Origin of the sequence: Paenibacillus sp. 2TAB26 (assembly GCF_052115145.1) — a bacterium.
Lineage (GTDB): Bacteria > Bacillota > Bacilli > Paenibacillales > Paenibacillaceae > Pristimantibacillus.
The window spans coordinates 70,279-95,055 of record NZ_JBFRGC010000001.1; the positions used below are offsets into that span (position 1 = coordinate 70,279).

The window sequence follows — 24,777 nt, forward strand, 5'->3', positions numbered from 1 at the left end:
ACGCCATGGAATGTATTACAGCGCAACAAATCGATATTGCCTATAATGATACACTTATCGTAAAAGAACTGGATTTGCAGATTCCGCGTGGACAGATTACCTCGATTATTGGTCCCAATGGATGCGGCAAATCAACCGTACTAAAGGCAGTCGGTCGGCTGCTCAAGACGAAACATGGCACGGTTTATTTGAATGGTGCCGATATCCACACACTGTCCACCAAGGAAGTAGCCAAGCAGATGGCGATTCTGCCGCAGACGCCGACCGCACCGAGCGGTTTGACAGTCGGTCAATTAGTCGCCTATGGGCGCTTTCCTCATCAACGGGGCTTTGGCAAGCTTTCCAAAGAGGATAAGCAAGTAGTCGCTTGGGCCCTATCGGTTACACAACTTACAGTGCTTGAGCATCGTGAGGTCGATACGCTCTCTGGCGGTCAGCGTCAGCGCGTATGGATTGCGATGGCGCTCGCCCAGCAGACCGATCTGATCCTGTTGGATGAACCCACCACTTATCTGGACTTGGCGCATCAGCTTGAAGTGCTGGAGCTGCTCTATGAACTGAATCGCAGTCAGCAGGTGACGATTGTGATGGTGCTGCATGACCTGAATCTGGCAGCGCGCTTCTCCGATTATATGGTAGCGATTCGTGAGGGCCAGGTGGTGGAGCATGGCTCGCCAGAGCGCGTAATGACGGTACGGACACTGCGTGAGGTGTTTGCCATTGATGCCGAGATTATGCTGGAACCACGAACGGGGCGACCGGTGTATGTGACGTACGAGCTATTGCGTGATAAACGTAGAGAACAAGGAGCGGATCAAGGAGCAGATGAAGCACTCCTAAGAGCTAAGGAACAGAAGGAGGCAATTGCCACATGAAAATCGCATGGCGTGTCCTACTGGGCGCCCGGAAATACTGGTTACAGTTAGGCATTGGATTTGCCGGTGTCTTAACGGCTACAATGGCAGGGTTTTATTTACCCTGGGCGCTCCGCTCGTTGACACAATTGGCGACTGAAGGTAGCAGTCAGTTTGCCTCAGAAGCGCTGACGATTGGTTTGTTGCTGCTTGGAGCCACCTGTCTGCAAGCCATCGGAACATCACTGGCAGGTTATATGAACCATTATGCCGCACTTCATTATGTGGCGGATTTAAGAACAAGATTGTATAGCAAATATCAGCAGATGAGCTTGCGCTATTTCCATCGAAGCCGGACGGGTGACTTGACCGGGCGCGTTGTTAATGATGCGATGGAAGCGGAAATTTTCATTGCCCATGCTATTCCTGAATTTATCATCAACGTACTGACTTTTATCGGAGTAGGCATCTTGCTCTTGACGATCAATGTGAAACTGGCACTGATCAGTCTAATCACGATTCCGTTGCTGCTTGCGATCACGATATGGCAAAGCAAGCGCTTGTCGCCGCTGTGGGGAGAGAATTCCAAGGCGCGGGGAGAAATTGCTGGCAAGGTTCAGGAAAACTTGTCGGGCATGAAGGAAATCCAAATTTTCAATCGGCAGGAGGAGGAGCGGGGCAACGTTTCTCGTCTGGCTATGAAAAATACTAAGGCCTATTTGCGCGCTAGTCTGTTCTATGAAACCTCTGTACCGTTGTTGGCATTTGTGACCGCGCTGGGTACCGTGTTTATTGTGATAATGGGCGGCAGACTGATGGCAACAGGCGAGGTAAGCATTGCTGATATCATCGGATTCATCGCCTACCTGGGTATGTTTTATCAACCGGTAAAGTCCTTTTCCGGCTTGGTAGAAATGGGAGGGCGAGCCGCCGCTGGTCTTAAACGGGTATATGATGTGCTGGAAGAAGAGGAAGACATACAGGAGAAGCGAAACGCAGTTCGTTTGCCTCGTGTACAAGGACAGATATCCTTTCAAAATGTCTCATTCGCTTATCAAGATGGTGCGCCTGTACTAGAGAGGCTGAACCTCACTATTGAACCCGGAAAGACCGTGGCGCTTGTAGGAACAACCGGCGTAGGAAAGTCGACATTGGCCAGTCTCGTTAACCGTTTCTACGATCCAAAGGCCGGTTCGATTCGAGTAGATGGCATCGATATTCGTGATGTGACGCTCTCCAGCCTACGTGACAATATCTCGATGGTGCTGCAGGATACCTTCTTGTTTGATGGCTCGGTGTATGACAATATCGCTTATGGCTGGAAGGACGCGACCCAGAAAGATGTGATTGATGCAGCGAAAGCGGCTAAAGCGCATGATTTTATAGCACAGATGGAGCAAGGCTACGATACGGTAATTGGTGAACGCGGTGTGCGTCTGTCCGGAGGGCAGAAGCAACGGCTCTCGATAGCACGGGCGATTCTGCGCGATGCACCGATCCTCATTCTGGATGAAGCGACATCGGCGCTTGATACCAAGACCGAGCAAGAGATCCAGCAGGCGCTGGACGACATATCCAAGGATCGCACAACACTGGTAATTGCCCATCGGCTATCGACGATCCTTCATGCCGACCAGATCGTCGTGCTGGAGGGTACAGAGATTGCCGAGATGGGTACGCATAAGGAACTGCTGCGAAGTGGCGGGATTTATGCACGATTGTATGCGACGCAAGCCTCTTGAATGTACTATGGTGCTAACAGTTGTATAGACATATTCCTTTCCCTCCCTGGAGCGTTCGCTCCGTTCATTTGTCAATGGTAGGGAGCAGGGCTTGATAAAAACATGAAAACCCGCAAAAAACCTTGATTTTATAAGGCTTTTCGCAGGTTTTCTTTCCTCTTCTTAGATTTATCTTCTGCTATCAACTATAAAAAAAATAAACTGATTGTTATTCCTGCAGCACTCACCCATGTTATAAACTTTTTTGATTAATCGTTATATTCATGAAAAAATAGGGCGAACCCCACTAGACATTTGCTACTGGGATTCGCCCTATTAGTTATTTATAGTACGTTCAAATGAGGAATAACAAGACCGCCATAGGCGAATGCGATAACGATGACGATGGCAGGATGAATTTTGCGGAACTGCATCGCCCAGAAAGCGACTGCTGCAATAATGAGCGATTGCACAATTCCGATCGATTCGATAGAGCTTTCAGCCATTTGCCATGTAAGCAGCAGCATCATTATGGCAATTACGGGCTGTACAAGCAGCGTCATTCCTTTGACTACAGGCGATTGACGATGCTTCTGCAGCACCTTAAGAAGTAGAATGAGCGCAACAGCGGATGGAACAATCGTTGCAGCTAATGCGGCAATTAAGCCGATCCAGCCGCCGACATCGTAGCCGACAAAGGCGGCAATTTTAGTCGCAATCGGACCTGGGAGTGCATTGCCAAGCGCCAGTATGTTTGAGAATTCTACTGGTGTCGTCCACTGATGATTCGTTACAATCTCCCTGTACATAAGCGGAATGGAGGCTGGTCCGCCCCCGTAGCCAAGCACATTAGCAATAAAAAATCCGATAATTAAATTAATCCATTCCACGTGTTACGCCCTCCTTCTGCTGGCTGCTTCGGAGTTGCTTCTGCTTTTTTTTGCGCTGAAGGGCTGCAACTGTTTTTAGATGAAAAGCACCGTAACCAAGAAATAAAAGAATGACGATAGCAGGATGAATATGAATGCCTTGCAGCAGTCCAAATGCTAATGCAAAAAAGCCAAAACCGACGTATTTGCCAAGTCCTTTGACGGCACGTTCTCCGAATTCATAGGCCATCATGCCAAGCATGACAGCGATGACAGGCGTTACCGCACCGATCATACCTTGTATGAAGGCCGCGCTGCTGAGGAATTGAACCGTCGTTAATAGCAGAATCATCGCAACAGCAGAAGGGATGATATGGGCGAGAACAGACACGATGGCACCGAGAGTACCTTTTTCGCGATACCCTAAATAGGCGGCAATCTTTGTTGCGATCGGACCTGGCAGTGCATTAGCAAGCGCAAGAATTTCGCCAAATTCCTCATCTTCAATCCATTTATAGTTCGTAACTGCCTCGTATCGAATCAGCGGGATAACGGACGGGCCGCCCCCGTAGCCAAGAATACCTGTCTTCATCATCGCCCATGAAAGCTGCATGTAGCGGTTATTCATTATTTTGCCAGCCATCATCTACAGCCTCATTCCCATTCGACTCTTGTAACGATTGATTAACACTTGACAATCGACGCTCATAATGCCGGGCAGTGTGTAAAGCTTATCTTTGAGAAAATGCTCCATCTCCTGATTGTTGCGAAACAGACCATGCATATGCAGTTTACTCGGTCCAGTCATATGGTAGAGGCTTGTGACAAACGGCTCTGTCGAAAGCTGATCAGCAACGGCGTGCAGATGCTTAGGCTCTACCTCTACATTGAAAAAAGCCGATACATTTATACCGATTCGCTCAGGGTTAATGACGGCCGTGAATCGTTCGATGACGCCGCCGTCCATCAACGCATTAATCCGAGATTGGACAGCTACTCGCGATAATCCAATCTCCTTCGCTAAGTCTGTGTAAGATATTCTTCCATTAATATTGAGCTCAGCAATGATTTTACGATCGATATCATCAATTTCCATGATTTTTGGTTCATCAATAAGCTTTTCTTGCACTTGTTCATCAGCTCCAATTTTATTTCATTATTTTGCAAGGTGTCTTGTAATACCGAGTTTTAATTACCATATGTATAAATATATACACATCACCATTCGTTTTCAACACAATTAATAAAAAGAAGTTACATTTTTATTGCCTATCATTCTCTGAGGTGGTATTTTAAAAGAATACACAATGTTATATTATCTAACATATTAATAATGAATTGCGAGTTTGATTAGAGTTATATCCATTTTTAGGGGTGGTAGATATGAATCAATCGGTCATCGGAACCAAAACTATGGTTGTCAGCCCTCATTATTTAGCTACTGCAGCTGGCGCTCGTATGCTTGCGCAAGGTGGGAATGCTTACGATGCAGCTGTCGCTGTGAGCGCATGTCTCGCCGTCGTTTATCCGCATATGACAAGCCTTGGAGGAGACTCCTTCTGGCTCGGCTATCATCATAGTGAAGGAAAGGTGCGCGGCTATAATGCCAGCGGCCGATCTGGTTATAAAGCTAGTATTAGTGCTTACGATGGCTTGGCGGCGATTCCGAATCGGGGCATTGGCAGTATCGTAACGGTGCCCGGCATGGTAGATGGCTGGGATGCGGTTCACCGAGAGTATGGCAGACTGGATTGGGCGCAGGTGCTGGCACCCGCTATTGATTACGCCGCGAATGGCTTCCCTATGTCGAATGATCAATATCAAAATACGGTTCATAATGAAATCGTTCTTGCAAGAACACTCGAAACAGCAGATATATACTTGCCAAACGGGCAGGTGGTTAAGGTTGGCGAGCGATTTAAGCAGCCTGCGCTTGCGAAGACGCTGCGCCGTTTAGCTGAATTTGGGCGCGATGAGTTTTATAAAGGCGAAACTGCAAAGGAAATGACGAGTTTTTTGGGCAAACAAAATGGTCTGCTTGCCGAGGATGATTTTGCGGATCATCATGGCGACTGGGTGCTCCCGATTGAGGGCACTTACCGAGGATATACGCTTCATCAGATGCCTCCCAATTCACAAGGCTTCTCCGCTATTATGGCGCTTCAAATACTAGAGCAGTTTAAGCTCGGTGAAATTGAACATGGCTCCCATAATTATTATCATCTATGCGTCGAGGCACTAAAGCTAAGCTTCCATGACCGGAACAAATATTTATCAGACCCTGCATTTACGAGCATACCGCTTGAGCGGCTCTTGGATAAAAAATATGCGGCAGCGCTAGCTGCTTCAATTGAGTTAAATCATGCTTCATGCGAGAAATCAGAGATGCTGGGCAGCGACACCGCCTATGCAGCAGTTGTAGATGAGGAAGGGAATTCCCTCTCTTTCATTCAAAGCTTGTACTTCGAGTTTGGATCGGGCGTCGTAGCGGGCAATACGGGTGTTTTATTGCAAAACCGCGGCTCGTTTTTCTCGCTTGATCCGAATCATGTAAACAGTCTGAAGCCAGCTAAAAGGACATTCCACACCTTAATGCCAGCGATGGCATGTCGTGATGGCAAGCCTGCTGTGCTGTATGGCACGCAAGGCGGCGAGGGCCAGCCTCAGACGCAAACGGCGATATTTACCCGGATGATTGATTATGGCATGGATCCTCAGCAAGCGATAAATGAACCTAGATGGGTATGGGGCCGAACGTGGGGAGAGCCAACGCAGGAGCTGAAAATAGAAGGACGTGTTTCTGCAGACGTACTAGCATCGCTGGCGCAGGCAGGTCACTCGGTAAAGAAAGTGAAGGACTTCGACGGCATTATGGGCCATGCTCATGCGATTATGCGAGATGAGCAAGGATTACTGCAAGGCGGATCGGATCCGCGCTGCGATGGCGCAGCAATGGGATGGTAAAGAGGAGGCGGGGATCTTGATGAAGCAAAGCTGGAATGCGTATGCGACGGAACAGCTTGAGATAGAGCCTTTAGCTGAAGGTGTCTTAAGCGGTAAAACGTATGCGGCAAAGGATGTATTCGATATTGCTGGGCATATCTCTGGTGCAGGCAATCCTGATTGGCTGCGAACACATGACGAGGCGGATAAGCACGCTTCGGTCATAAATCGGCTGCTTAGAAACGGAGCGACATTAAAAGGAACAACCATTACAGATGAATTGATGTACAGCATTAACGGGGAAAATGCCCATTATGGAACACCGGTGAATCCTAAAGCGTTTGGCCGAATACCCGGAGGCTCCTCCAGCGGATCAGCTGTTGCGGTGTCGGCAGGATTAGCAGATTTCGCTATAGGTACGGATACGGGAGGCTCCATTCGAGTGCCATCCGCCTATTGTGGAATTTATGGAATACGGCCTACGCATGGTGCAGTGGATACGAATGGGCTTATACCGCTGGCGCCTAGCTTCGATACGGTAGGCTGGATGGCCCGAGATGCGCAGACACTGCTTCAAGTGGGCAGTGTACTGCTTGATGAACAAGGGAGCAGTAAGGAGACATTCACGCGAATGGTGTTTGCGAAGGATGTATGGGCATTGACGGATGAGCACACATCTACAGCTTTGTCGCAATATTTTCCAATGCTGCATGATCTAGCCCGGAGGCATGAACAAGCCATCATTGCGCCAAACGGGCTGCGAGAATGGGTGAATGCTTTTCGTATCATTCAAGGATTAGAGATTTGGCGTGAGCATCGGGACTGGATATTGCGCGAGCAGCCTGCCTTCGGACCGGGCATAGCGGAGCGATTTGCTTGGGCGAGCACGCTGCGGGAAGAGGATAGTGGTACAGCTTTCACCATTCGGGATGAAGCGCGGGCGCTTATGGATGGATGGCTTGGAGAGGATACGGTGCTCGTTGTGCCGACCGTGCCTGCGATAGCGCCGCTGCTCGGATTATCGGGCTTGGAGGTTGAGCAGCGTCGTGCTCAAACGCTCGAAATGAGCTGTTTAGCAGGGCTGGCAGGGCTGCCGCAGGTTACGGTTCCGATTGCAGGCGAGCTGGGTTGTCCAATTGGCCTCTCCTTCATTGCGGGAAGAAGTCAGGATATGAGGCTGTTGAAATGGGTCGCTGATCACGTCTCGATACGAATAAAGCCATTAAGCTAAAGAAAAGGAGCTGCTGGCAATGAAAATATCAACAGTAAAAAGGAATGGCAAGGAGCTCGCTGCGATACCAAGTGCAAAGGGCCTTGTTCTTATAGAAACGATTAATGAGGCGGAGAATGCCAGCTGGAGTACAGAGCTGTTCGAGCTTATTCGTTTGGGCGAGCTGGAGTTTTTAACAAAATGGTACGAAGGAGCAGGGAAGGAAAAGTTGAAGCGATTGCCGGCGATTCCTTATGAGGAGGTACAGTACGCTCCGCTATACCGTCACCCTCGCAAAATTTGGGGTATCGGCATGAACTACGTAAAGGATGCGGCAGAATTAGCGTTGGCGGACCCAAATGAAGAGCCAGTCAGCTTCATCAAGCCGGATACGACGATTATCGGCCCGCTTGATGCGATACAAATTCCAGAGGGAGTTGGGAAAATCACAGCAGAAGCTGAACTCGGCATTATTATCGGAAAAACCTGCAAAAATATATCAGAAGCTGAAGTGTATGACGTCATTGCCGGGTATACGACGACAATTGATGTTACGGCAGCTGATATTCATGCTAGACATCAGAGGTTTTTATCGAGGGCCAAAAGCTTCGATACCTTTTTCAGCTTCGGGCCGGAGTTTATTACGAAGGATGAGTTTCCTGATTTGTTAGAGCTGAATGTGGAAACCGCAATTAATGGTGAGGTCGCACATCGCAATAAGGTATTCAATATGAAGTTTCGCCCCTTTGCAGCTGTTGCTTTTCATTCCAGAGTGATGACGCTGCTGCCGGGCGACATTATGATGACTGGAACACCAGGTGCTGTCATTATTCGCGGCGGAGATATAGTAGGCTGCCATATCGATGGTTTCGAGCCGCTGCTGAACGCTGTTCAATTTTAAGCTTGCTCAGAGAATGAAAAACTGCTATATATAAGTAAGTAAATAAAAACTTGTTTGGAGGAGAGACGATGATCGACGTATTCCCCGCGGCATCGCGGCATTCGGCGGATCTAGGCTGGCTGCGCAGCCACCCAAGCTTCTCATTCGGAGCTTATCATGATCCGAATCGAACAGGCTTTAGTGTGATGCGTGTGTGCAATGACGATTATTTGGCTCCGGAAAAAGGTTTTGGCGCGCATCCACATAGCGACATGGAAATCGTATCTATCGCATTGAATGGTCGCATTAGACATGAGGATAACATGGGCAACTCTGTCGTGTCCTCGTTTGGCGAGGTGCAACGGATGTCAGCTGGCACGGGCGTTATCCACACGGAATTTAACGCATCAGAAGATCAAGAGCTGCGCTTGCTCCAACTGTGGTTCATGCCGCAGGAACGAGGAACGAAACCTTCTTATGAAGCGAGCCGATTCGATGTAGACAAGCTGCATAATGCACTGCTTCCTGTCGTTTCAAATCAGGTTTTGGAACAGGTTGCCTCGATAAATCAGAATATGACGATTTATCTGAGCAAGCTGGAGCAAGGAAAACAGCTCGAATACGTTGTCGATCCGGGACGCAAGCAATTTATATATATTATTGAAGGTGAACTGTCGGTTCACGGCGAAACGCTAATGACCGGTGATGAGGCACAAATTGAGGCAGCTGAGGAGCTTACACTCACCGCTGCGGCTCCAGCCTTTTTTATGCTGATCGATTTGCCTTAGCTTTCGAAGTAAGTTTGCATTCGCAAACTTTAAGCATACGCTTTCGAAGTAAGTTTGCATTCGCAAACTTTAAGGAGGGATAAAAATGAAACAAACGTTTCTTGTTAAACATGCGGTGGGTGGACGGATGTTTATTGATTCGAATAAGCTGGAAGTGCCCTATACGCTTGTTCCACAGGGGGAAGGCTGGCGATTCACGGTTTCTGTGCCATGGAGCGAAAGTATCGAAGAGCTGCTTGCACATAAAGCGGAGCTGAACGTGTTTGTTTTCCAAGAGTTTGATGATAAGCCCACGTTAAAGACGTGGTATTACGTCAAAGACGGTCCAGTTGAATATAACACTGATGAGAACAGTCTCACGATTGTAGCGGATTCTCATATCCCCTACTACCCTCACGAGTATTCGGTTTAAAAGCACAAGGCAATCATGTGCAATTATCAATTTGCTGTACACATAGGCCAGTCAGACATGCTTCCACATGTAGGGCTGGTTTTTATTTGTGTCCATACATGTCGGAGTTGTCCAGCTGCTGAAAGAAATGACCTTCTCTGCAAAGCAAGAAAGGTGCTGCCACCCTGCGGCGACAGCACCCTATCGAAGCCTTATCCAATCATTTATTTATTGGTGCTGTGCTGCTTATTTACAAGTCTCTCTGCAGGGTTGCCGTTGCCGTTTCTTCTTTTGTTGAGTTCGGCTTTACGCTGCGTAGCCTGTACCTTTTGGACAAACTCACTTGTGCTTTCCAATTGTATTTCCTCCTCGTTTTTTTGGCATTCTTTCCAACTTCCTTAATTAGAATATCCAACATTCAAAAAAACTGGCGTTAGCGTCACTTATTTTGAGAAAATCGATTGATTGTAGCATTGGGCTCCCTTATGATACCGATATATACAACTTTGATGCAGTCATTCACGTTTAACTATACAGGGAATCTTTAAATTCAATTGCACTTCAATTGATCGTACGAGCGGAGCGAGAATAATCATGTTTAGAGTCATAGCGAGGGCGCAAATGAAAGAAGGCTTCGAGATGGAAGCCATCGAAGCGGCGAAACAGTCAGATGCTGTACAACAGCTAATAGAGCAAGGGGAGATTATGACGGTTGGCTGCTTCCAATGGGAGCGAAATGTGTTCATTTATTGTGAGTGCATCGATCGAGTGCTCGAGCCCGAAGAGCTGCTTCCAGAGATGGCTGCTTTTTTGGAGAATTGGCCCGGACAGTCAGCTGCGCGAAAATGGATTCCGATGATTGATGTCTTCCATTTCAACGAGCCAGCCAGCTTTGAACATTGGCTTCGCAAAGAAACAGTTGAACGGCGTGTTGGAAGAGTGGCGCATTTAAAGCCGGATATGGCAGCAAGCTATATTTACTTTCATTATCAGCTCCAAGAGGAGCGGGCTTTCCATGGGCCGAAGTATGAAATCATTGCGATGCATGAGAATTTGCTGTTTGGTTATCAGGAATTTCCTGCCGTCGTCGAGGAGCCCATATTGCCAGGGAAGCTTAGTACGACAGGGACTCCTGCCAATTGGAGCGATTCTAGAATGGATCTTCATTTTCAACCTTGGGAGGATGGGCATTTGTATTTCAAACCGATTGAGCAGCTGTTTGTGCATTACTGCCACTCTCCAAAAAAAAGGCGCTAAAATATAGGCTGATATTTGCCTTTATTGGACGAAATATGGTACAATAAAATCAATTGCAAGTTTGAAGCAAATATTCACAATACACTGCTGTTTATAAATGATAACTGCCCCTTACTCTAAGTTCGAGGCAGTTTTTCCTTTTTTATCGCGAAGGGGGCTGACCATATGTACAATCGTAAAAAACCGCTTGAAGAAATTCCGGAAGAAAACACGAAGGTATGGACATGCGAGACGGAAGGGTGCAACAGTTGGATGCGCGATAACTTTGCGTTTGATCACGTTCCTACTTGTTTAATCTGCCATGAACCAATGGTCAGTGGCGAGAAGATGCTGCCCGCGCTCAATAACTCCAATAGTGACATGAAGACGTTGAAGAAGGGTACACCGATTATGTAGGTGTCTTTCTTAGACAAAGAGAAGCTGAGTTTTGCTCGGTTGGTTAACGCCAATTGAACGAGGCTCAGCTTTTTTTTGCCTTTGAATCAATTTATGGAGCTGACTTTAATCCTTAGCGAAAGTAGTTTCCTGCTAACTATCTCCGCTGTAATGGTGTTTCCTATAGTCGTTGGGAGAGCAGTTCGTACGTTTCTTGAAGACGCGGCTAAAATATTTCTCATCCTGAAAGCCTACCAGCTCTGCAACCTGAGCGATCTTTAACTGCCCGTTCGCCAAAAGCTCCTTTGCCCGCTTGATCCGAACCTCCGCAATAAAATCGGATAAATTGCCATTCGTCTCCTGCTTGAATTTGCGCGAAATGTATTCTCTGCTTAAATAAAAGCGCTCGGATATATCCTGCAGCGTGATCTCCTCGTGAGGATGCTGTTCAATATAGGCAGCGATGTCCTCAATGACACTGCGTTCCTTGTCATGTTCAGCCAAACGCAAGGAAACATCACACGTTTCTATAAAAACGCCCTGTTTCCACTGCTCGTAATCAAAAAATCCATTGGCATCCAAGGATAAGAGTGCCTGATCCTCAATTAAATCTGATTTGCTTCCAGTTTTGTTTTTGTCGCTTTTGTATTCCCATATAGATTTGGCGAATTCGAATTGCTGACGCCAGTTCATTAGCTGCTCTTGCGAGATGAATCCTGCTTGATCAAGTGAATCGAACCAAGGCTTTAAAGCGCGGCGGATTTGTTCTTTGTTGCCGCTCTGCACAGCAAATTTTATTTTTTCTTCATGCTCGCTAAAGAGCAGAAGCGTGTTTTTGTGCTGATGGACAGCTGCCTCAAAAGTATGGCAATACGAATCGTTAACGAGCAAATTCCGGCGCAAAAGCGCATGCTTCGCTTGTTGATAAGCGGTGGCTGCTGATGAAGGAAAGGCTGCAGCATGCCCGAGTCCAAAATGAAACCGCGTCTTCAATATCACAAATATCGCATCGTTCATTTCCTTGATTAACGCAGGCGCCAGCTCGCCATCTCCCCAAAACAGCAGCAATAGCTCCTGCTCCTGTCCGCGGTGGCGAAGCGCGAAGCCGATTTCTTTTTCCTTTAGAAATTCATTGCAAATATTCGTCAAAGAGAACAGCAGCAAATCGAGTCCTGAGGCAAATTTCTCTCTGATGAACGGAGAAGCAAGCTCAAGCTTGACCAGTGCAACACGTGCACGAGGTATAGGCTTCGTAATCCCTAACTCCAGTCTGAGTGTTTCAGCAAAATTAGAGTAGGAGCCAGGTTCGTTGATCATTGCTGAAAAATATTGCTCCAAGTACATCGGCTTAAGCTGATTAAGCTCGATATTCATCCTCGTTTTGCGGCATCGCTCCTGCTCCTCCAAGGTATAGCAGCTCACTGCTTTCGATAATGCACTAACGAGCTGCTCCGCATCAATGGGCTTCAAAATATAATCGATTCCGCCGTATTTGACCGCATGGCGAACGAGGCTAAAGTCGTCATGGCCGCTAATGACGATGATTTTGCTGGCAGGCGCATGTTCGGCCGCCCATTGCAGCAGCTCCGTGCCATTCATATTGGGCATCATCATATCGGTAAAAATAATTTCTGGCCGTTCCGTGCGAATTAATGCAGTAGCGGCGATACCGTCTTGTGCCTCAAGCAGTGTATCGATGCCGTAATCATCCCAAGGGACGAGCAGCCGTATCGCTTCCCTCACATGCTTCTCATCGTCAATGATTAATGCCTTCATCGTTCATTCTCCTTTGCGAGCGGAATATGAATCGTAACGGAAAAGCCATGCGGCTTCACGTGACGCAGCTCCATAGCAGCTGTTTTGTTAAAATGCAGGCGCAGACGCGAAAGCACGTTAGGCAGGCCAATGCCGCCTTCTTCTTGATCATTCGGCTGCCCGGTTCCGATTGGAGGCATTTTCTCCAGTTGAAGCCGCACCTCTTGCAGCCGATCCTCTGTTGCGCCGCAGCCATTATCTTGAACCGTAATCGAAAGCCATTCCCCTTGCTTATCCAAAACGCTGGTTATCAGAAGCTCCGAAGGCTCCTCCGATGATTGCACAAACCCATGCTTAAAAAAGTTTTCAAGCAGCGGCTGCAAAATCATTTTTGGAACGAGTATTTGCCTTGTCTGCTCGTCAATTAGCAGCTGCACATGGAGAGCTGTATCAAAACGCTGTTTCTGCAGATCAAGATAGGCCTGAACATAATCGAGCTCCCGGCGCAGTTCCACGACCGAATCCATGGCGTTCATTTGATAGCGCATCATTTTCCCAAGAGACGTAATGAGTGAATACGCTTTGGTGTCGCCGTGCTGCAGTGAAACGGTTCCAATCGATTGCAGCGCATTATAGAGGAAGTGTGGATTTACCTGAGCTTGCAGCGCTTTCAACTCATTGGTTTTATTGGCAATCTCAAGCCGATATTCGGTCAAAATGAGATTGTTGATGGTCTGCATCATCGAGCGGAATCGCCTTGCGAGCAGGCCGATTTCATCATTGCTGTGTATGTCAATAGATACATTCAAATTGCCCGTCTCTATCTTGTTCACGTAACCGATTAAGCGAAGCAGCGGCTTCGTAAACCGAATTGAAATGAACAAAGTGGCTAATACGACAATGGCTAGAAAAGCGATTCCGACTGCCGTATTAATGCGGGCAATCCGATCAGCAGCGCTGAAGAGATGCTTGTAGGGCGTCTGTTTAATTAAATACCAGTCCATGTAAGGCGTCTTAATCCGATCATAAAAAATCATGCCCTTGAACGATTCCTCTTTCCAGTCAAAATGGCCGCTGTCTTGCCCGGAGCCCAAAATCGCTCCCAGCCAGCTCTGTTTAGCAGACGTACCGATTTCGTTTTTATCTGAAGAAAGCACGATTTGACCATTGGAATCCGCGATATAGAAGCTTTCCTCACCGCCGTCATAGAGCTGGCGATTTAAATCCTCTAATACATTCAATCTTACATCGATAGACAATTCAGCAAGCAGCTCATCACTTGGGGCGAGGAAGATCGGACGATGGAGCGTAAATACCATTTCCTCGCTTGCCGAAGATTTGAGGTCAACGAGTCCGTAATTATGGCTCATATGTGTAGGCTCTATATATGCTTTCTTAAAGGTTTGTGGAATGGGAACATTATTTCGCCCAACCTTAATGTCGTCATTCCATAGTAGATACGTTGCGTTTTGGTTGACCGCATAAAGCCTTACTTTATGAAACTCACTGACGCTTTGATACATGTTGTATAAATGATCCTTCAGCAGGTTGCGATTGCGAATGACGTCGGTAATATCGTTCGGGAATACCTCATCCTCCATGCTGTGCTCTAAAATATAGTACAAAGAGCGCGGAACGTTCATTGCGTTGTAGACAGCGAGCGACTTCTGATTGATGTTGTTCATGTAGTTCATAATGTTGGTTTTCCCGAGCGACAGCAGTCGATTGTTGCGGGCAATCGCATCCTCTGTAATCGATTTGGTTGTCGCATTATAAGAGATAATCATCGAGGTTGCAATCGGCAAAATCGTAGCTGCGAGCAGCAAAAGCATGAGCTTTTTGCGAATCGTGTTAAATGGCTTAATCGTATTCATGATCACAATCGCCCGCTTTCTGTCTAAGTCACTCTTGCATAAACACAGTAACCGATCCTGCTGCGGATGGTCAATATAGTCCACCTACCTTATCATCATCCTCTGTGGTTTGATGGGGGACTCGGTTTTATACTGTGAATATCAACAGATACATTGACACATAGGGAAGAGAAAGGGGACGAGAATGATGTCCAAAAAAATCAAGTGGAACGAATGGATACAGCAAACGGTATTTGTTGGACCGGGACTCATTGCCTTTATATTGATTGTGCTTGCGCCATTCGTGATGGGTTTTTACTACACCTTTACGGAATGGAACGGGATGGACCTCGGCAACGCCAAATGGGTAGGAATGAAAAATATAGTTAAGATTTTCTCGGACGATGAGCGTTTTTGGAATGCATTCTGGTTTACGACTAAGTTTACGGCTGCCGCGGTTATCGTCACCAACCTGCTGGCATTTCTGTTATCTCTGCTGCTTACGCGAAACCTGAAGAGCCGCAACATTTTGCGAACCGTATTTTTTCTGCCTAACGTAATCGGGGGACTGCTGCTCGGCTACATTTGGTATTTTATATTCGTAAGGGGCTTTCGTGCTATCGGCGAAGCGACGGGCTTCGGATTTTTTAACCTTCAGTGGCTAGGTACTCCGAATACTGCCTTCTGGGGCATCGTTATCGTATTCGTATGGCAGACGGCAGGGTATATGATGATTATTTATATCGCAGCTATGATCAGTGTGCCGAAGGATTTAATCGAGGCCGCCAAAATCGACGGGGCAGGAGCTTGGCAAATGCTGCGTTCGGTCACCGTGCCGCTTATTATGCCAGCCATTACGATCTGCTTGTTCCTTACGACATCAAACTCATTCAAAATGTTCGATTTGAACCTGTCGCTCACCGCTGGCGGTCCTGGCAATGCAACGGAATCGATTGCGCTAAACGTTTACCGCGAAGGGCTAGTTAACAACCGTTATGGACTTGGAACAGCGAAAGCGATGATATTCTTCTTCGGCGTAGCTTTAATTACAGTCACGCAGGTATGGTTCACGAAGAAGAAGGAGGTGGAGGCGTAATGGAAAACAAACAGCGCTACACACCTCTCATTTTATTGCTCGAAATTATAGGTATCGCGGCTGCGCTCATTTTCTTGGCACCGTTCTACTTTTTGATCATCAACTCGTTCAAGGAGCTCAAATTTATTTTGCTCAACGCCGCTTCGCTGCCAGAGAAGCTGGGGCTGGACAACTTCAAGCGCGCATGGGTTGCTATCGATTTTCCGACGGTGTTTCTGAATTCGTTTATGGTGACCTCGATTAGCGTCCTTATGCTTGTCATCGTCAGCTCCATGATGGCTTATCGCTTAGTTAGGCGTCCGACGACCTTTAATAAAATATTGCTGACGGTGCTTATTGCTGCCATGATCATTCCGTTCCAATCGGTTATGCTGCCGCTGATGCGCATTACGTCGATGTTCGAATTGCGCGGACATTTGTATGGTATCGTTATATGCTATATGGGCTTCGGCATTTCCTTATCGATGTTTCTGTATCATGGGTTCATTAAATCTGTTCCGCTAGAGGTAGAGGAAGCGGCGGTTGTGGATGGCTGTTCACCTTACGGCGTGTTCTGGCGTATCGTGTTTCCGCTGCTGAAGCCGATCACGGTAACGGTCATTATTTTGAACGTGCTGTGGATTTGGAATGATTATTTGCTGCCAGTGCTCGTTATAAATGATAAGCTGACTACGATTCCGCTCGCCGTGCAAAAGTTTTTTGGCCAATATTTGCGCAAGTGGGATCTCRCAATGGCTGCACTCACGCTTAGTACGATTCCGATTATTTTGTTTTTTTTATTTTTGCAAAAGCACATTATTGAAGGAATTACAGCCGGTTCAGTTAAAGGTTAACGATAAAAAGTTTTATTATGGAAGTTATCAACATTTTACACCTAGAAGTACAATATATTCGGTGTTGTGCCACGTTGTTGCACAATTATAATGACGATGTAAGCGATACAAAAACGAAATGATATATAAAATTTGCGGGAGGTCATAAGATGAAAAAAGTTTCCTTACTTATGCTAGCTGCTATTATGCTCATCGTTCTGGCAAGCGGCTGTGGAAGCAACAACGGCAACAGCGGGAAAGCAACAAATGCACCAAAAGAAACTGAAAAAAACGGTGGAACAGAAGCGACGGCAGCGCCGAAGAAGGACGTTACCATTAAAGTGTTTCAATTCAAGGTAGAGATAGCTGATGCACTTGCCAAAATGGCTGCTGAATACGAGAAGGAAACCGGCGTAAAAGTGGAAATCGAGACACACGGCGGCGGGGAAGACTACAGCGCATTGCTGAAAGCAGAGCTGGCTGCCGGCGAGGAGCCGGAAATTTTCAACTCAAGCGGCTGGGCAGGCTTCGATCCTTACGTGGACCGTGCGACGGACTTGACTGGCGAGGCTTGGGCAAAGGATTTGGTTGAAGCATCGAAAGCGCAAATTACGCGTGACGGCAAGCTGCTTGGCATGCCGATGAACCTTGAAGCTTATGGCTTCACCTACAATAAGGATCTATTTGCAAAAGCAGGCATCACCGACCTGCCGCAAACGCTCGAGGATCTAGAAGCAGCAGCTAAAAAGCTGAAGGATGCTGGCATCATTCCATTTGCGCTTACTTCGGAGTGGTGGTCGATGGGCATTCATACGCTAAATATCGCATTCGCTAACCAAGCTGATCCTGCGGCATTTATTGAAGATGTGAAAGCGGGCAAAGTGAAGCTGAAAGATGATCCGATCATGAAGCAGTGGATTCGCCTAGTGGACATTATGTTCGCGAATGGTCAAGACAATGCGCTGACAACGGATTACAATACGCAGGTAGCGGAGTTCGCAGCAGGCAAATATGCCATGATTCAGCACGGCAACTGGATTCAAGGCATGATTGATGAAATTGATCCCGCGCTTAACCTTGGCATGATGGCTGTCCCTCTTCAAGGCAAGCCTAACGTATTTACCGGCGTACCGAACAACTGGATTGTCAACAGCAAATCCGACCAAGTCGAAGAAGCGAAAGCCTTCTTGAACTGGATGGTTACTTCGGAAACAGGCAAAAAATTCATATCAACCGATTTCAAATTTGTACCGGCATTGTCCTCCATCGAGCCGAACCCAGAAGCGGTAGGCAAAATCGGCGGCGACTTCGCGACCTTCGCCAATGCTAATCCTGAGCAAGTGAAAAGCTGGAACTGGGATCGTTTCCCTGACGGCATTACACAGCAATGGGGTGCAGCAATGCAAGAATACCTCGGCAAGCAAATTACTAGCGATCAATTGCTTGAAAAATTCGATAAAGCGGTACAGGATATCGTGAAAAAATAATATTTTGAGCAAGCAGAAGATTATGATGCTCCCGTATCTTCTATAATAGAAGAGGCAGCTCCTTAGGTTATTGACCTAAGGGGCTGCCTCTTATTCGTGAGAGACTTACCCGTACACGAGACTATACGATGTCTCTATCCATTGCCTCGCAAATCAACATGGCGAACAGGCTGTTGGACCAAGCGAACCATTCTCGCGAGAATACGGACGGATCGTCCGGATGGAAGCCCTCGTGCATAAAGCCCGTATCTGCATCTGTATTCACGAGCATATCGATAAGCTCTTTTATTTCTTCATTATTATCAGCAGTCAACGCTTGCATCGACAAAGCCATATGCCATACATGCCCGGCAGGCGTATGAGGGCTGCCTATGCCTTTGGCAAATTTGCCTTCAAAGTAAAACGGATTTTCATGGCTCAGCGCAAACCTGCGTGTGTTTTGATAAATGGGATCGTCCACAGGCGCATAGCCGAAATAAGGAATAGACAGCAGTCCAGGTGTACCCGCGTCATCCATAAGACAGTAGTTTCCATACCCATCCGTTTCATAAGCATAAATTTTGCCGAATACCGGATGATTGACGATGCCGTACGCTCTGATGCCGAAGTCGATCTCCTGCCGCAGCTTCTCTGCTCTTGCAGCCAATTCTTTGTCGCCATACACTTGATCTGCAATATCCCGAATGTAGCCCAAAATAACGACGGCAAACATGTTGGAAGGAATGTTGTAGCCGAACAGGCAAGCATCATCGCTTGGACGGAAGCCCGACCAAGACATACCTGTGTAGTTGACCGGCAGTCCTAACCCGTCATTTTGCAGCGTTTCGGTTTCTTTAAAGCCTGGACGCACGAAGCGGTAAGGGGACTTCTCTTCATGCCGCTGCTCTGTTTTGATTACATGGACAATCGAGTTTAAGGCTTGATAGCAGGCATCGTCGAAAATATCGCTTTTGCCCGTTTCCTGCCAGTACATATAGGCGAGCTGAGTAGGAAAGCACAAGGAATCCAGCTCATATTTGCGCTCCCACATCCAAGCTGTCATATCCGATTGATCGCCAGCATTATAATGTTTGCCGCTTGCCGTCTCATTAAATGCGTTCGTATAGGGATCTATATTAATATAGAACATTTGACGGCGAATTACGCCGCTAATAATACGCTGCAGTTCAGCATCCTCCTTGGCATAAGGGATGTAATGACGAACCTGCTCCGTAGAATCCCGCAGCCACATCGCCGGAATATCTCCTGTAATGACAAAGGTAGTGCCATCGTCCATCAGCTCGATCGTTGTCTCCAGCGTATTTGGAAAACAATTTTTGAACAGCTTTTGCAGCTTGGGACGATGCGCAAGGCGCTGGTCCGCCTCAGCTAATACGTTAATAATGGAATCTGGTAATTTCATAAGGTTTGCCTCCTGATTAGTTCAATTGTAATGAGTAGGTTATAATTTTTGCTTTTCCAATGGTTTGGCGTACAGAGCTGTTCTGAATGCTCGCGGCCTCTTGGCGCCGTTCCAAAATATCGCTTTGATAAATATGATCTACGCCAAAATTAGCTTCAAACGCCAGCTCCTGCGGCTCGCCCGCAAGGTTATACCAACGAATAATGACATCGCCGCTTTGCTGCGACACTTTAAAGGCGGACAAAGCGAACCCTTTGCCTTCCCACTTCAGTGGCTCATAGGTTGCCGGGAGCGAGCCTTGTTGATTTCCGGTTTGCAGGTGGAACCAAGGCGCTTGGAATTGGTAAGCTTCCACAAATGCCTCCGAAGAAATAGCATCGCCGGCGTGCGGGAATAGGGAGAACTCTACGGTATGCTCGCCAAGGCACTGCGCCTCTGGTGTCGGGAATACTCCCCAATCTCCCAGCTCAGAAACAGAACGGAGAAGCGTAACAGCTATGGCATTAGATCCATCACGAAGCACTTCGTATTCGTTAAGACCTCTATTAGCGACACTTAAGCCGTTTTCGCCGTCGGACACACTAACAAATGCATGTTGATGCTGTGCATTGCTTGGATTTATCCACTCCTCCGCTGGTGTCGTATCACGGGAAGCGACCTCGAAGATCGAGTCAGCCAAATGCTTGTCCGAATTCAGCCCAGTTGGGAACAATACGCGAAGGCGATGATCCTTGGCCTGATTATTGAAGGATGCCTCCAGCTGCAGACTTTTGCCACATTGCTCTAGGCTAACGCGAGTGACGATGCGCATCGGCACCATATGGTCGACTCGTTGGGCTTGCCGATCGCGGAAACGTACCATTTTTCGTTTTTCAGTGGTGAATGTATCATCAGCTCTGGCTGGAATTGCCCATTCATGAACAATCTCGTACGTGACCCGATAAGCTTCATTCTCAACAAGGGTTATAGTTGCCGGAATACCCTTGGTCGTAAGAGGCTGTTCTCCCTCAGGCTGCCGGAATACATATTCATTGCCAATGTCGCCGCAATCCTCGTAAATGCCAAGTCCTTGGAATGTTTTCCCGGTTACTTTATCTGTTAAATGATAAGAGCCGTCTGCTTCAAAGCTTACAGCAATATATTGATTTTCCATGCCGCTTGGGCTGGCGATTAGTGATGTGTTAGCCACTAAAGCCGGGGCTGCAGCGGATTCTTGCCATGCATACGTTTTGAAGCCAAGCGCCGGAACCCGGCTTGCTTCAAACGTTAACTTTATTTTGCGAGCCATATAAGGCTGGCGGAATTTATCCTTCGGCAGCTCATAACCGAAATGAACGCCTAAATCCTCCACTTTGGCAGCAATCGCATAACCCTCGTCATCCAGCAGAGCCCCATTCTCCAAATGAAGCGGGAGCTTCTCAAGCCGTTCAGCAATGGCAGCAGGGTTAGGCCCTTCCTTGAAATAAGCTTTGGCAACGATGAGTTCCGCGCTTACTGTGCCGCTGCGCTCCCAACCCGTCATGTTGAAAATAGTAATGGGCACGCTGGATTCTCCCCATGCTTTAACTCCGCTCGTATCGATCTGTCCCGCAATTGCACTCAGGCTCTCCGCTATAATGGATTCGGCCGTATGGCGGCTCTTATCGAATCGTGTCACCATTTCTTGATGCACTTCGTCTACGCTGCAGCCGCAAATACTGTCATGAGGATGATTTTGCATAAGCGTCTTCCAAGCATAGGTCAATAGGTGATGCGGATAGCTTTGGCCGCCGACTAGATGTGCAAGTGCAGCTAGAGGCTCAGCGCCTTTCTCCAGCAAGGTTTGCCCCCGCTGATTGAGCTGCTTCAAATAAACCCGAGCGGAAGCCGTGTTGACGAGCGTGCTCCACCCGTCTGTATGCTGGCTGCGCAGCTCGCCCTCGACCGTCGTCAAATGAGAAGGCAGCTGTCCCTTCAATGCCTCGATATATTGCTCAAAGCTGGAATGAACAAAGGTAACGTCCGGGAAAAGCTCGCTTGCCGTGCGAATACCCTCGGATAAGTTGGTTTGAACAGGCTGATGATCACAGCCGTTCATGAATAGAAGCTCTGGCGTAGAAGCGTATTTGCTGGCATCGCCAAGTCTTTTGGTCCAATAGGCTTTTGCTTCTTCTGGATCTGTCGGCACTTCCATCCCGTTGTTGTACCAGCTCGCGAATAGCAGTCCGAGCACGGATGAACCGTCAGGAGAGGTCCAGTGCATTTCTGAATAAGGAGATTCATAGTTGGAGCCGGTCGTTTCACCAACCATATTATCGAAGCCGGTCGGCTTAACGCCCCGTCCAAACACAGCGGTATCAATATCTGCTTGCTTCAGCATTTGTGGAGCCTGCCCCATATTTCCGAAGGAATCGGGGAAATATCCAAGCTTTGAAATAACGCCATAATAAGCAGCGTCTTGATGCCCAATCAACAAGTTGCGGACATTCGCCTCGGAGCTTGTCAGAAATTCATCCTGCAGCACATACCATGGACCGATAATAATTCGGCCTTCTCGAATGTATTTCTCGAGCACTTCTCTTTTCTCAGGATGAATCTGTAGATAGTCTTCAATAATGATCGTCTGTCCGTCCAGATGAAAGCTGCGGAAGCTGTCATCCTCTTCCAAGATGCGAAGCAAATCGTTCATTAGCTCTGCGAGCAGCGTATGGTGGTATTCGTAAGGCATGTACCATTCGCGGTCCCAGTGCGTGTGCGAAATAAGATGGGCGGTTTTGTTTGTCACGGTCAAAAGCCTCCTGAATTGGATTGGAATTGTATGCGTGTTCATAAGGGATAATTAATAACGGCTGTTTAGAAACAGGCATTCGTAAGAAAGGTTCACACATTTATCCGCAAAGCACAATATGTATCACTTGCACCCCATTTTTGGACAGCATATCTAACACATTAAGAGCATTCTGATGAGTGAAAATAGGACAACTGTCATTGTGAAAAGCCTGTAAAACCCTATGGTTACGGCGTTTTCGAATGACAATGCAGATCATACATATTTACCGTTGATGGTGAAAATGACTACAATTTGGAATGTAAGCGCTAGTCAATTACAATGCCGGTTGCCGGTAGAGTGAAGCTGCGAATAACAACATAGAGAGAGGAGGATTCGAGAGAGATGGAAGGAAACGAATTGCAAGCTGTTCCATTAAACAAGAAGACAAGCGGAAACAAGTCGCTCGCAAAAAAGATGCTGCAAAACTGGGAGCTCTACTTATTTATGACTCCTGTCATGCTGTACTTTCTTATCTTCCATTATGGTCCGATGTACGGTATCCAGATTGCTTTCAAGAACTTCATTCCGACAAAAGGCATTATGGGAAGTCCGTGGGTAGGCTTCGAGCATTTTGAGAGATTTTTTAACTCCTATTATTTTTGGGACTTATTGTGGAATACGTTCAGCATTAGCTTATATGAACTGGCCATCGGTTYTCCGCTGCCCATTATTCTAGCGTTAGCATTTAACGAAATTAAGAACGGCTACTTTAAGAAAACTGTGCAAACGGTTACTTATGCACCGCATTTTATTTCTGTCGTTGTTATGGCCGGGATGATTATCACTTTCTTGTCGCCATCATCGGGAATGCTTGTGAGGCTAATCGAGCTGGTTGGCTTGGAGCCGGCTGCTTATCTTACGGATCCTAAATGGTTTAAGACGGTGTACGTCTTATCAGGCGTGTGGCAAAGCGCGGGGTGGGGGACAATTATTTACCTTGCAGCATTGTCTGGCGTAGACCCTCAGCTTCATGAGGCTGCTATCGTCGATGGCGCAAGCCGATTCAAACGAGTGCTGCACATCAACTTGCCGACAATTGTACCGACCATCACCATTTTATTGATTTTGAACATGGGCAATATTTTGGGCGTTGGCTTCGAGAAAATTTTGCTGCTGCAAAATCCATTAAATATGGGGTCATCGGATGTCATTTCTACATTTGTTTACCGAACCGGGCTAGTAGATGCACAGTATAGCTTCTCTACAGCTGTGGGCTTGTTCAATTCAGTCGTGAATGCGCTTTTGCTTATCATGGTCAACAAAATTGCGAAACGCACAAGCGAAACCAGTCTTTGGTAGGAAGGAGGAGCAGAATCGTATGGTTACAGCAGTAAAAGAATCAAAGGGCGATAAGCTGTTTCTCATTTTGAACTATATTTATTTGCTACTAGCGCTAATCGTTGTGTTGTACCCGGTGCTTTATATGGTCAGCGCTTCGATAAGTGATCCGAAATACGTCAATTCAGGTGAAATGTGGCTGTTTCCGAAGGGGATTACGTGGGAAGGGTACAAGCTGGTATTCGATAACGCGAAAGTTTGGAACGGATATCTCAATACGATCATTTACACGGTCGTGGGTACGCTGCTCAATCTAGTCGTTACCTTGCCTGCCGCGTATGCGCTGAGCAGAACCGACTTCATCGGGCGCAAGCTGTTCATGGGCATCATTCTAGTTACGATGTTCTTCAGCGGAGGCCTTGTGCCAAGCTACTTATTAATTAAAAACCTAGGCCTCATTAACAGCATGGGTGCGCTTATTTTGCCAGTCGCTGCTTCAGTATGGAATATCATCGTGGCGAGAACCTTTTTCCAGTCTACGATTCCGAAGGAGCTGCAAGAGGCTGCACATATGGATGGCTGTACGAACTTGAAGCTATTTGTCCGTATTATTTTACCGCTATCCTCACCGATTATTGCGGTTATGGCTCTCTTCTATGGAGTAGGCCATTGGAATAGTTATTTCTCTGCATTGATTTATTTGAATGACGAGGCGAAATATCCGCTTCAAATGATTTTGCGTCAAATTCTTGTGCTGCAGGAAATGACAGCAGAGACTACGGGTGCCGCGGTTAGCGGTGAAGTAGCAATGGCGATGAATTCCAAGGCAGATGCGGCTTCTTTGGTCAAATATGCGGTCATTATCGTATCGACGCTTCCGATCATTGCCGTTTATCCGTTTTTGCAGCGTTACTTCGTACAAGGCGTCATGATTGGCTCTGTAAAGGGTTAGTTGCCTTGTTCGGAGCTTTTCCGAAGGACTTTGTGAGATAATGGA

At 47.2% G+C, this 24,777-nt stretch carries 22 protein-coding genes; 14 read left to right on the forward strand and 8 right to left on the reverse strand.

The features are described 5' to 3' along the window. Positions 1-5 precede the first annotated feature (5 nt). Positions 6-875 carry an ABC transporter ATP-binding protein gene (locus tag AB4Z50_RS00335; RefSeq protein ID WP_441874626.1) on the forward strand — a complete coding sequence of 290 codons (870 nt, stop codon included), beginning with the start codon at positions 6-8 and terminating at the stop codon, positions 873-875. Then, on the forward strand, positions 872-2,596 hold the full coding sequence (locus AB4Z50_RS00340; RefSeq protein ID WP_441874627.1) for an ABC transporter ATP-binding protein: 1,725 nt from the start codon (positions 872-874) through the stop codon (positions 2,594-2,596). Before AB4Z50_RS00335 ends, AB4Z50_RS00340 begins: the two co-directional genes overlap by 4 nt. A 323-nt stretch (positions 2,597-2,919) precedes the next feature. On the opposite strand, the gene AB4Z50_RS00345 is transcribed toward AB4Z50_RS00340, so the two are convergent. From AB4Z50_RS00345 to AB4Z50_RS00355, 3 genes are read right to left on the reverse strand one after another with little or no spacing between them, the layout of a single operon-like run. Beyond that, positions 2,920-3,465 carry a chromate transporter gene (locus AB4Z50_RS00345; RefSeq protein ID WP_441874628.1) on the reverse strand — a complete coding sequence of 182 codons (546 nt, stop codon included), beginning with the start codon at positions 3,463-3,465 and terminating at the stop codon, positions 2,920-2,922. Beyond that, positions 3,452-4,090 carry a chromate transporter gene (locus AB4Z50_RS00350; protein WP_441874629.1) on the reverse strand — a complete coding sequence of 213 codons (639 nt, stop codon included), beginning with the start codon at positions 4,088-4,090 and terminating at the stop codon, positions 3,452-3,454. Before AB4Z50_RS00350 ends, AB4Z50_RS00345 begins: the two co-directional genes overlap by 14 nt. Then, positions 4,091-4,540 carry an Lrp/AsnC family transcriptional regulator gene (locus AB4Z50_RS00355; protein WP_339209783.1) on the reverse strand — a complete coding sequence of 150 codons (450 nt, stop codon included), beginning with the start codon at positions 4,538-4,540 and terminating at the stop codon, positions 4,091-4,093. A gap of 287 nt (positions 4,541-4,827) precedes the next feature. Between AB4Z50_RS00355 and ggt the strand changes: the two genes are divergently transcribed. The 5 genes from ggt (at position 4,828) to AB4Z50_RS00380 (ending at position 9,677) form a co-directional block, all read left to right on the forward strand. Beyond that, the gene (ggt, locus tag AB4Z50_RS00360) at positions 4,828-6,408 is read left to right on the forward strand and encodes a gamma-glutamyltransferase (RefSeq protein ID WP_441874630.1); all 1,581 of its coding nucleotides are present in this window, start codon (positions 4,828-4,830) and stop codon (positions 6,406-6,408) included. A gap of 19 nt (positions 6,409-6,427) precedes the next feature. Beyond that, positions 6,428-7,618 carry an amidase gene (locus AB4Z50_RS00365; protein ID WP_441874836.1) on the forward strand — a complete coding sequence of 397 codons (1,191 nt, stop codon included), beginning with the start codon at positions 6,428-6,430 and terminating at the stop codon, positions 7,616-7,618. Between the two features lie 19 nt (positions 7,619-7,637). After that, positions 7,638-8,498, forward strand: coding sequence for a fumarylacetoacetate hydrolase family protein (locus tag AB4Z50_RS00370; RefSeq protein WP_441874631.1), 861 nt, complete (start codon positions 7,638-7,640; stop codon positions 8,496-8,498). Between the two features lie 68 nt (positions 8,499-8,566). Then, positions 8,567-9,265: a pirin family protein gene (locus AB4Z50_RS00375; protein ID WP_441874632.1), complete on the forward strand. Its 699-nt coding sequence runs from the start codon at positions 8,567-8,569 to the stop codon at positions 9,263-9,265. An 85-nt stretch (positions 9,266-9,350) separates the two neighbouring features. After that, positions 9,351-9,677: a hypothetical protein gene (locus AB4Z50_RS00380; protein WP_441874633.1), complete on the forward strand. Its 327-nt coding sequence runs from the start codon at positions 9,351-9,353 to the stop codon at positions 9,675-9,677. 203 nt (positions 9,678-9,880) lie between these two features. Here the strand turns inward: AB4Z50_RS00380 and AB4Z50_RS00385 are convergent, their stop codons facing one another. Then, the gene (locus tag AB4Z50_RS00385; RefSeq protein WP_076266332.1) at positions 9,881-10,012 is read right to left on the reverse strand and encodes a DUF4023 domain-containing protein; all 132 of its coding nucleotides are present in this window, start codon (positions 10,010-10,012) and stop codon (positions 9,881-9,883) included. A gap of 238 nt (positions 10,013-10,250) precedes the next feature. On the opposite strand from AB4Z50_RS00385, the gene AB4Z50_RS00390 reads away from it, so the two are divergent. Together AB4Z50_RS00390 and AB4Z50_RS00395 are read left to right on the forward strand one after the other, a co-directional pair. Then, on the forward strand, positions 10,251-10,913 hold the full coding sequence (locus tag AB4Z50_RS00390; RefSeq protein ID WP_441874634.1) for a hypothetical protein: 663 nt from the start codon (positions 10,251-10,253) through the stop codon (positions 10,911-10,913). A 165-nt stretch (positions 10,914-11,078) separates the two neighbouring features. Next, a complete protein-coding gene (locus AB4Z50_RS00395; protein WP_053373644.1) occupies positions 11,079-11,309 on the forward strand; it encodes a cold-shock protein in 231 nt (76 codons plus the stop codon). 132 nt (positions 11,310-11,441) lie between these two features. On the opposite strand, the gene AB4Z50_RS00400 is transcribed toward AB4Z50_RS00395, so the two are convergent. Both AB4Z50_RS00400 and AB4Z50_RS00405 read right to left on the reverse strand, forming a co-directional pair. Next, positions 11,442-13,064: a response regulator transcription factor gene (locus AB4Z50_RS00400; RefSeq protein ID WP_441874635.1), complete on the reverse strand. Its 1,623-nt coding sequence runs from the start codon at positions 13,062-13,064 to the stop codon at positions 11,442-11,444. Continuing rightward, complete coding sequence (locus AB4Z50_RS00405) at positions 13,061-14,917, reverse strand: sensor histidine kinase (RefSeq protein WP_441874636.1); 1,857 nt, start codon at positions 14,915-14,917, stop codon at positions 13,061-13,063. The genes AB4Z50_RS00400 and AB4Z50_RS00405 overlap by 4 nt, the downstream gene beginning before the upstream one ends. A gap of 187 nt (positions 14,918-15,104) precedes the next feature. Here AB4Z50_RS00405 and AB4Z50_RS00410 point away from each other — a divergent pair, with 187 nt between their 5' ends. From AB4Z50_RS00410 to AB4Z50_RS00420, 3 genes are all read left to right on the forward strand, one after another. Then, a complete protein-coding gene (locus AB4Z50_RS00410) occupies positions 15,105-15,992 on the forward strand; it encodes a carbohydrate ABC transporter permease (protein ID WP_076266328.1) in 888 nt (295 codons plus the stop codon). Further along, complete coding sequence (locus tag AB4Z50_RS00415; protein ID WP_441874637.1) at positions 15,992-16,825, forward strand: carbohydrate ABC transporter permease; 834 nt, start codon at positions 15,992-15,994, stop codon at positions 16,823-16,825. Before AB4Z50_RS00410 ends, AB4Z50_RS00415 begins: the two co-directional genes overlap by 1 nt. 149 nt (positions 16,826-16,974) lie before the next feature. Next, positions 16,975-18,291: an ABC transporter substrate-binding protein gene (locus tag AB4Z50_RS00420; RefSeq protein WP_441874638.1), complete on the forward strand. Its 1,317-nt coding sequence runs from the start codon at positions 16,975-16,977 to the stop codon at positions 18,289-18,291. A 121-nt stretch (positions 18,292-18,412) separates the two neighbouring features. Here AB4Z50_RS00420 and AB4Z50_RS00425 read toward each other — a convergent pair whose 3' ends face one another. Continuing rightward, positions 18,413-19,693, reverse strand: a complete 1,281-nt coding sequence (locus tag AB4Z50_RS00425) for a glycoside hydrolase family 125 protein (protein ID WP_441874639.1) — start codon at positions 19,691-19,693, stop codon at positions 18,413-18,415. A 16-nt stretch (positions 19,694-19,709) separates the two neighbouring features. Beyond that, positions 19,710-22,502, reverse strand: coding sequence for an alpha-mannosidase (locus tag AB4Z50_RS00430; protein WP_441874640.1), 2,793 nt, complete (start codon positions 22,500-22,502; stop codon positions 19,710-19,712). A gap of 414 nt (positions 22,503-22,916) precedes the next feature. Between AB4Z50_RS00430 and AB4Z50_RS00435 the strand changes: the two genes are divergently transcribed. Next, a complete protein-coding gene (locus AB4Z50_RS00435; RefSeq protein ID WP_441874838.1) occupies positions 22,917-23,801 on the forward strand; it encodes an ABC transporter permease in 885 nt (294 codons plus the stop codon). A 19-nt stretch (positions 23,802-23,820) separates the two neighbouring features. After that, entirely contained in the window at positions 23,821-24,732 is a 912-nt protein-coding gene (locus AB4Z50_RS00440; RefSeq protein WP_076266323.1) for a carbohydrate ABC transporter permease, read from the forward strand. Positions 24,733-24,777 lie beyond the last annotated feature (45 nt).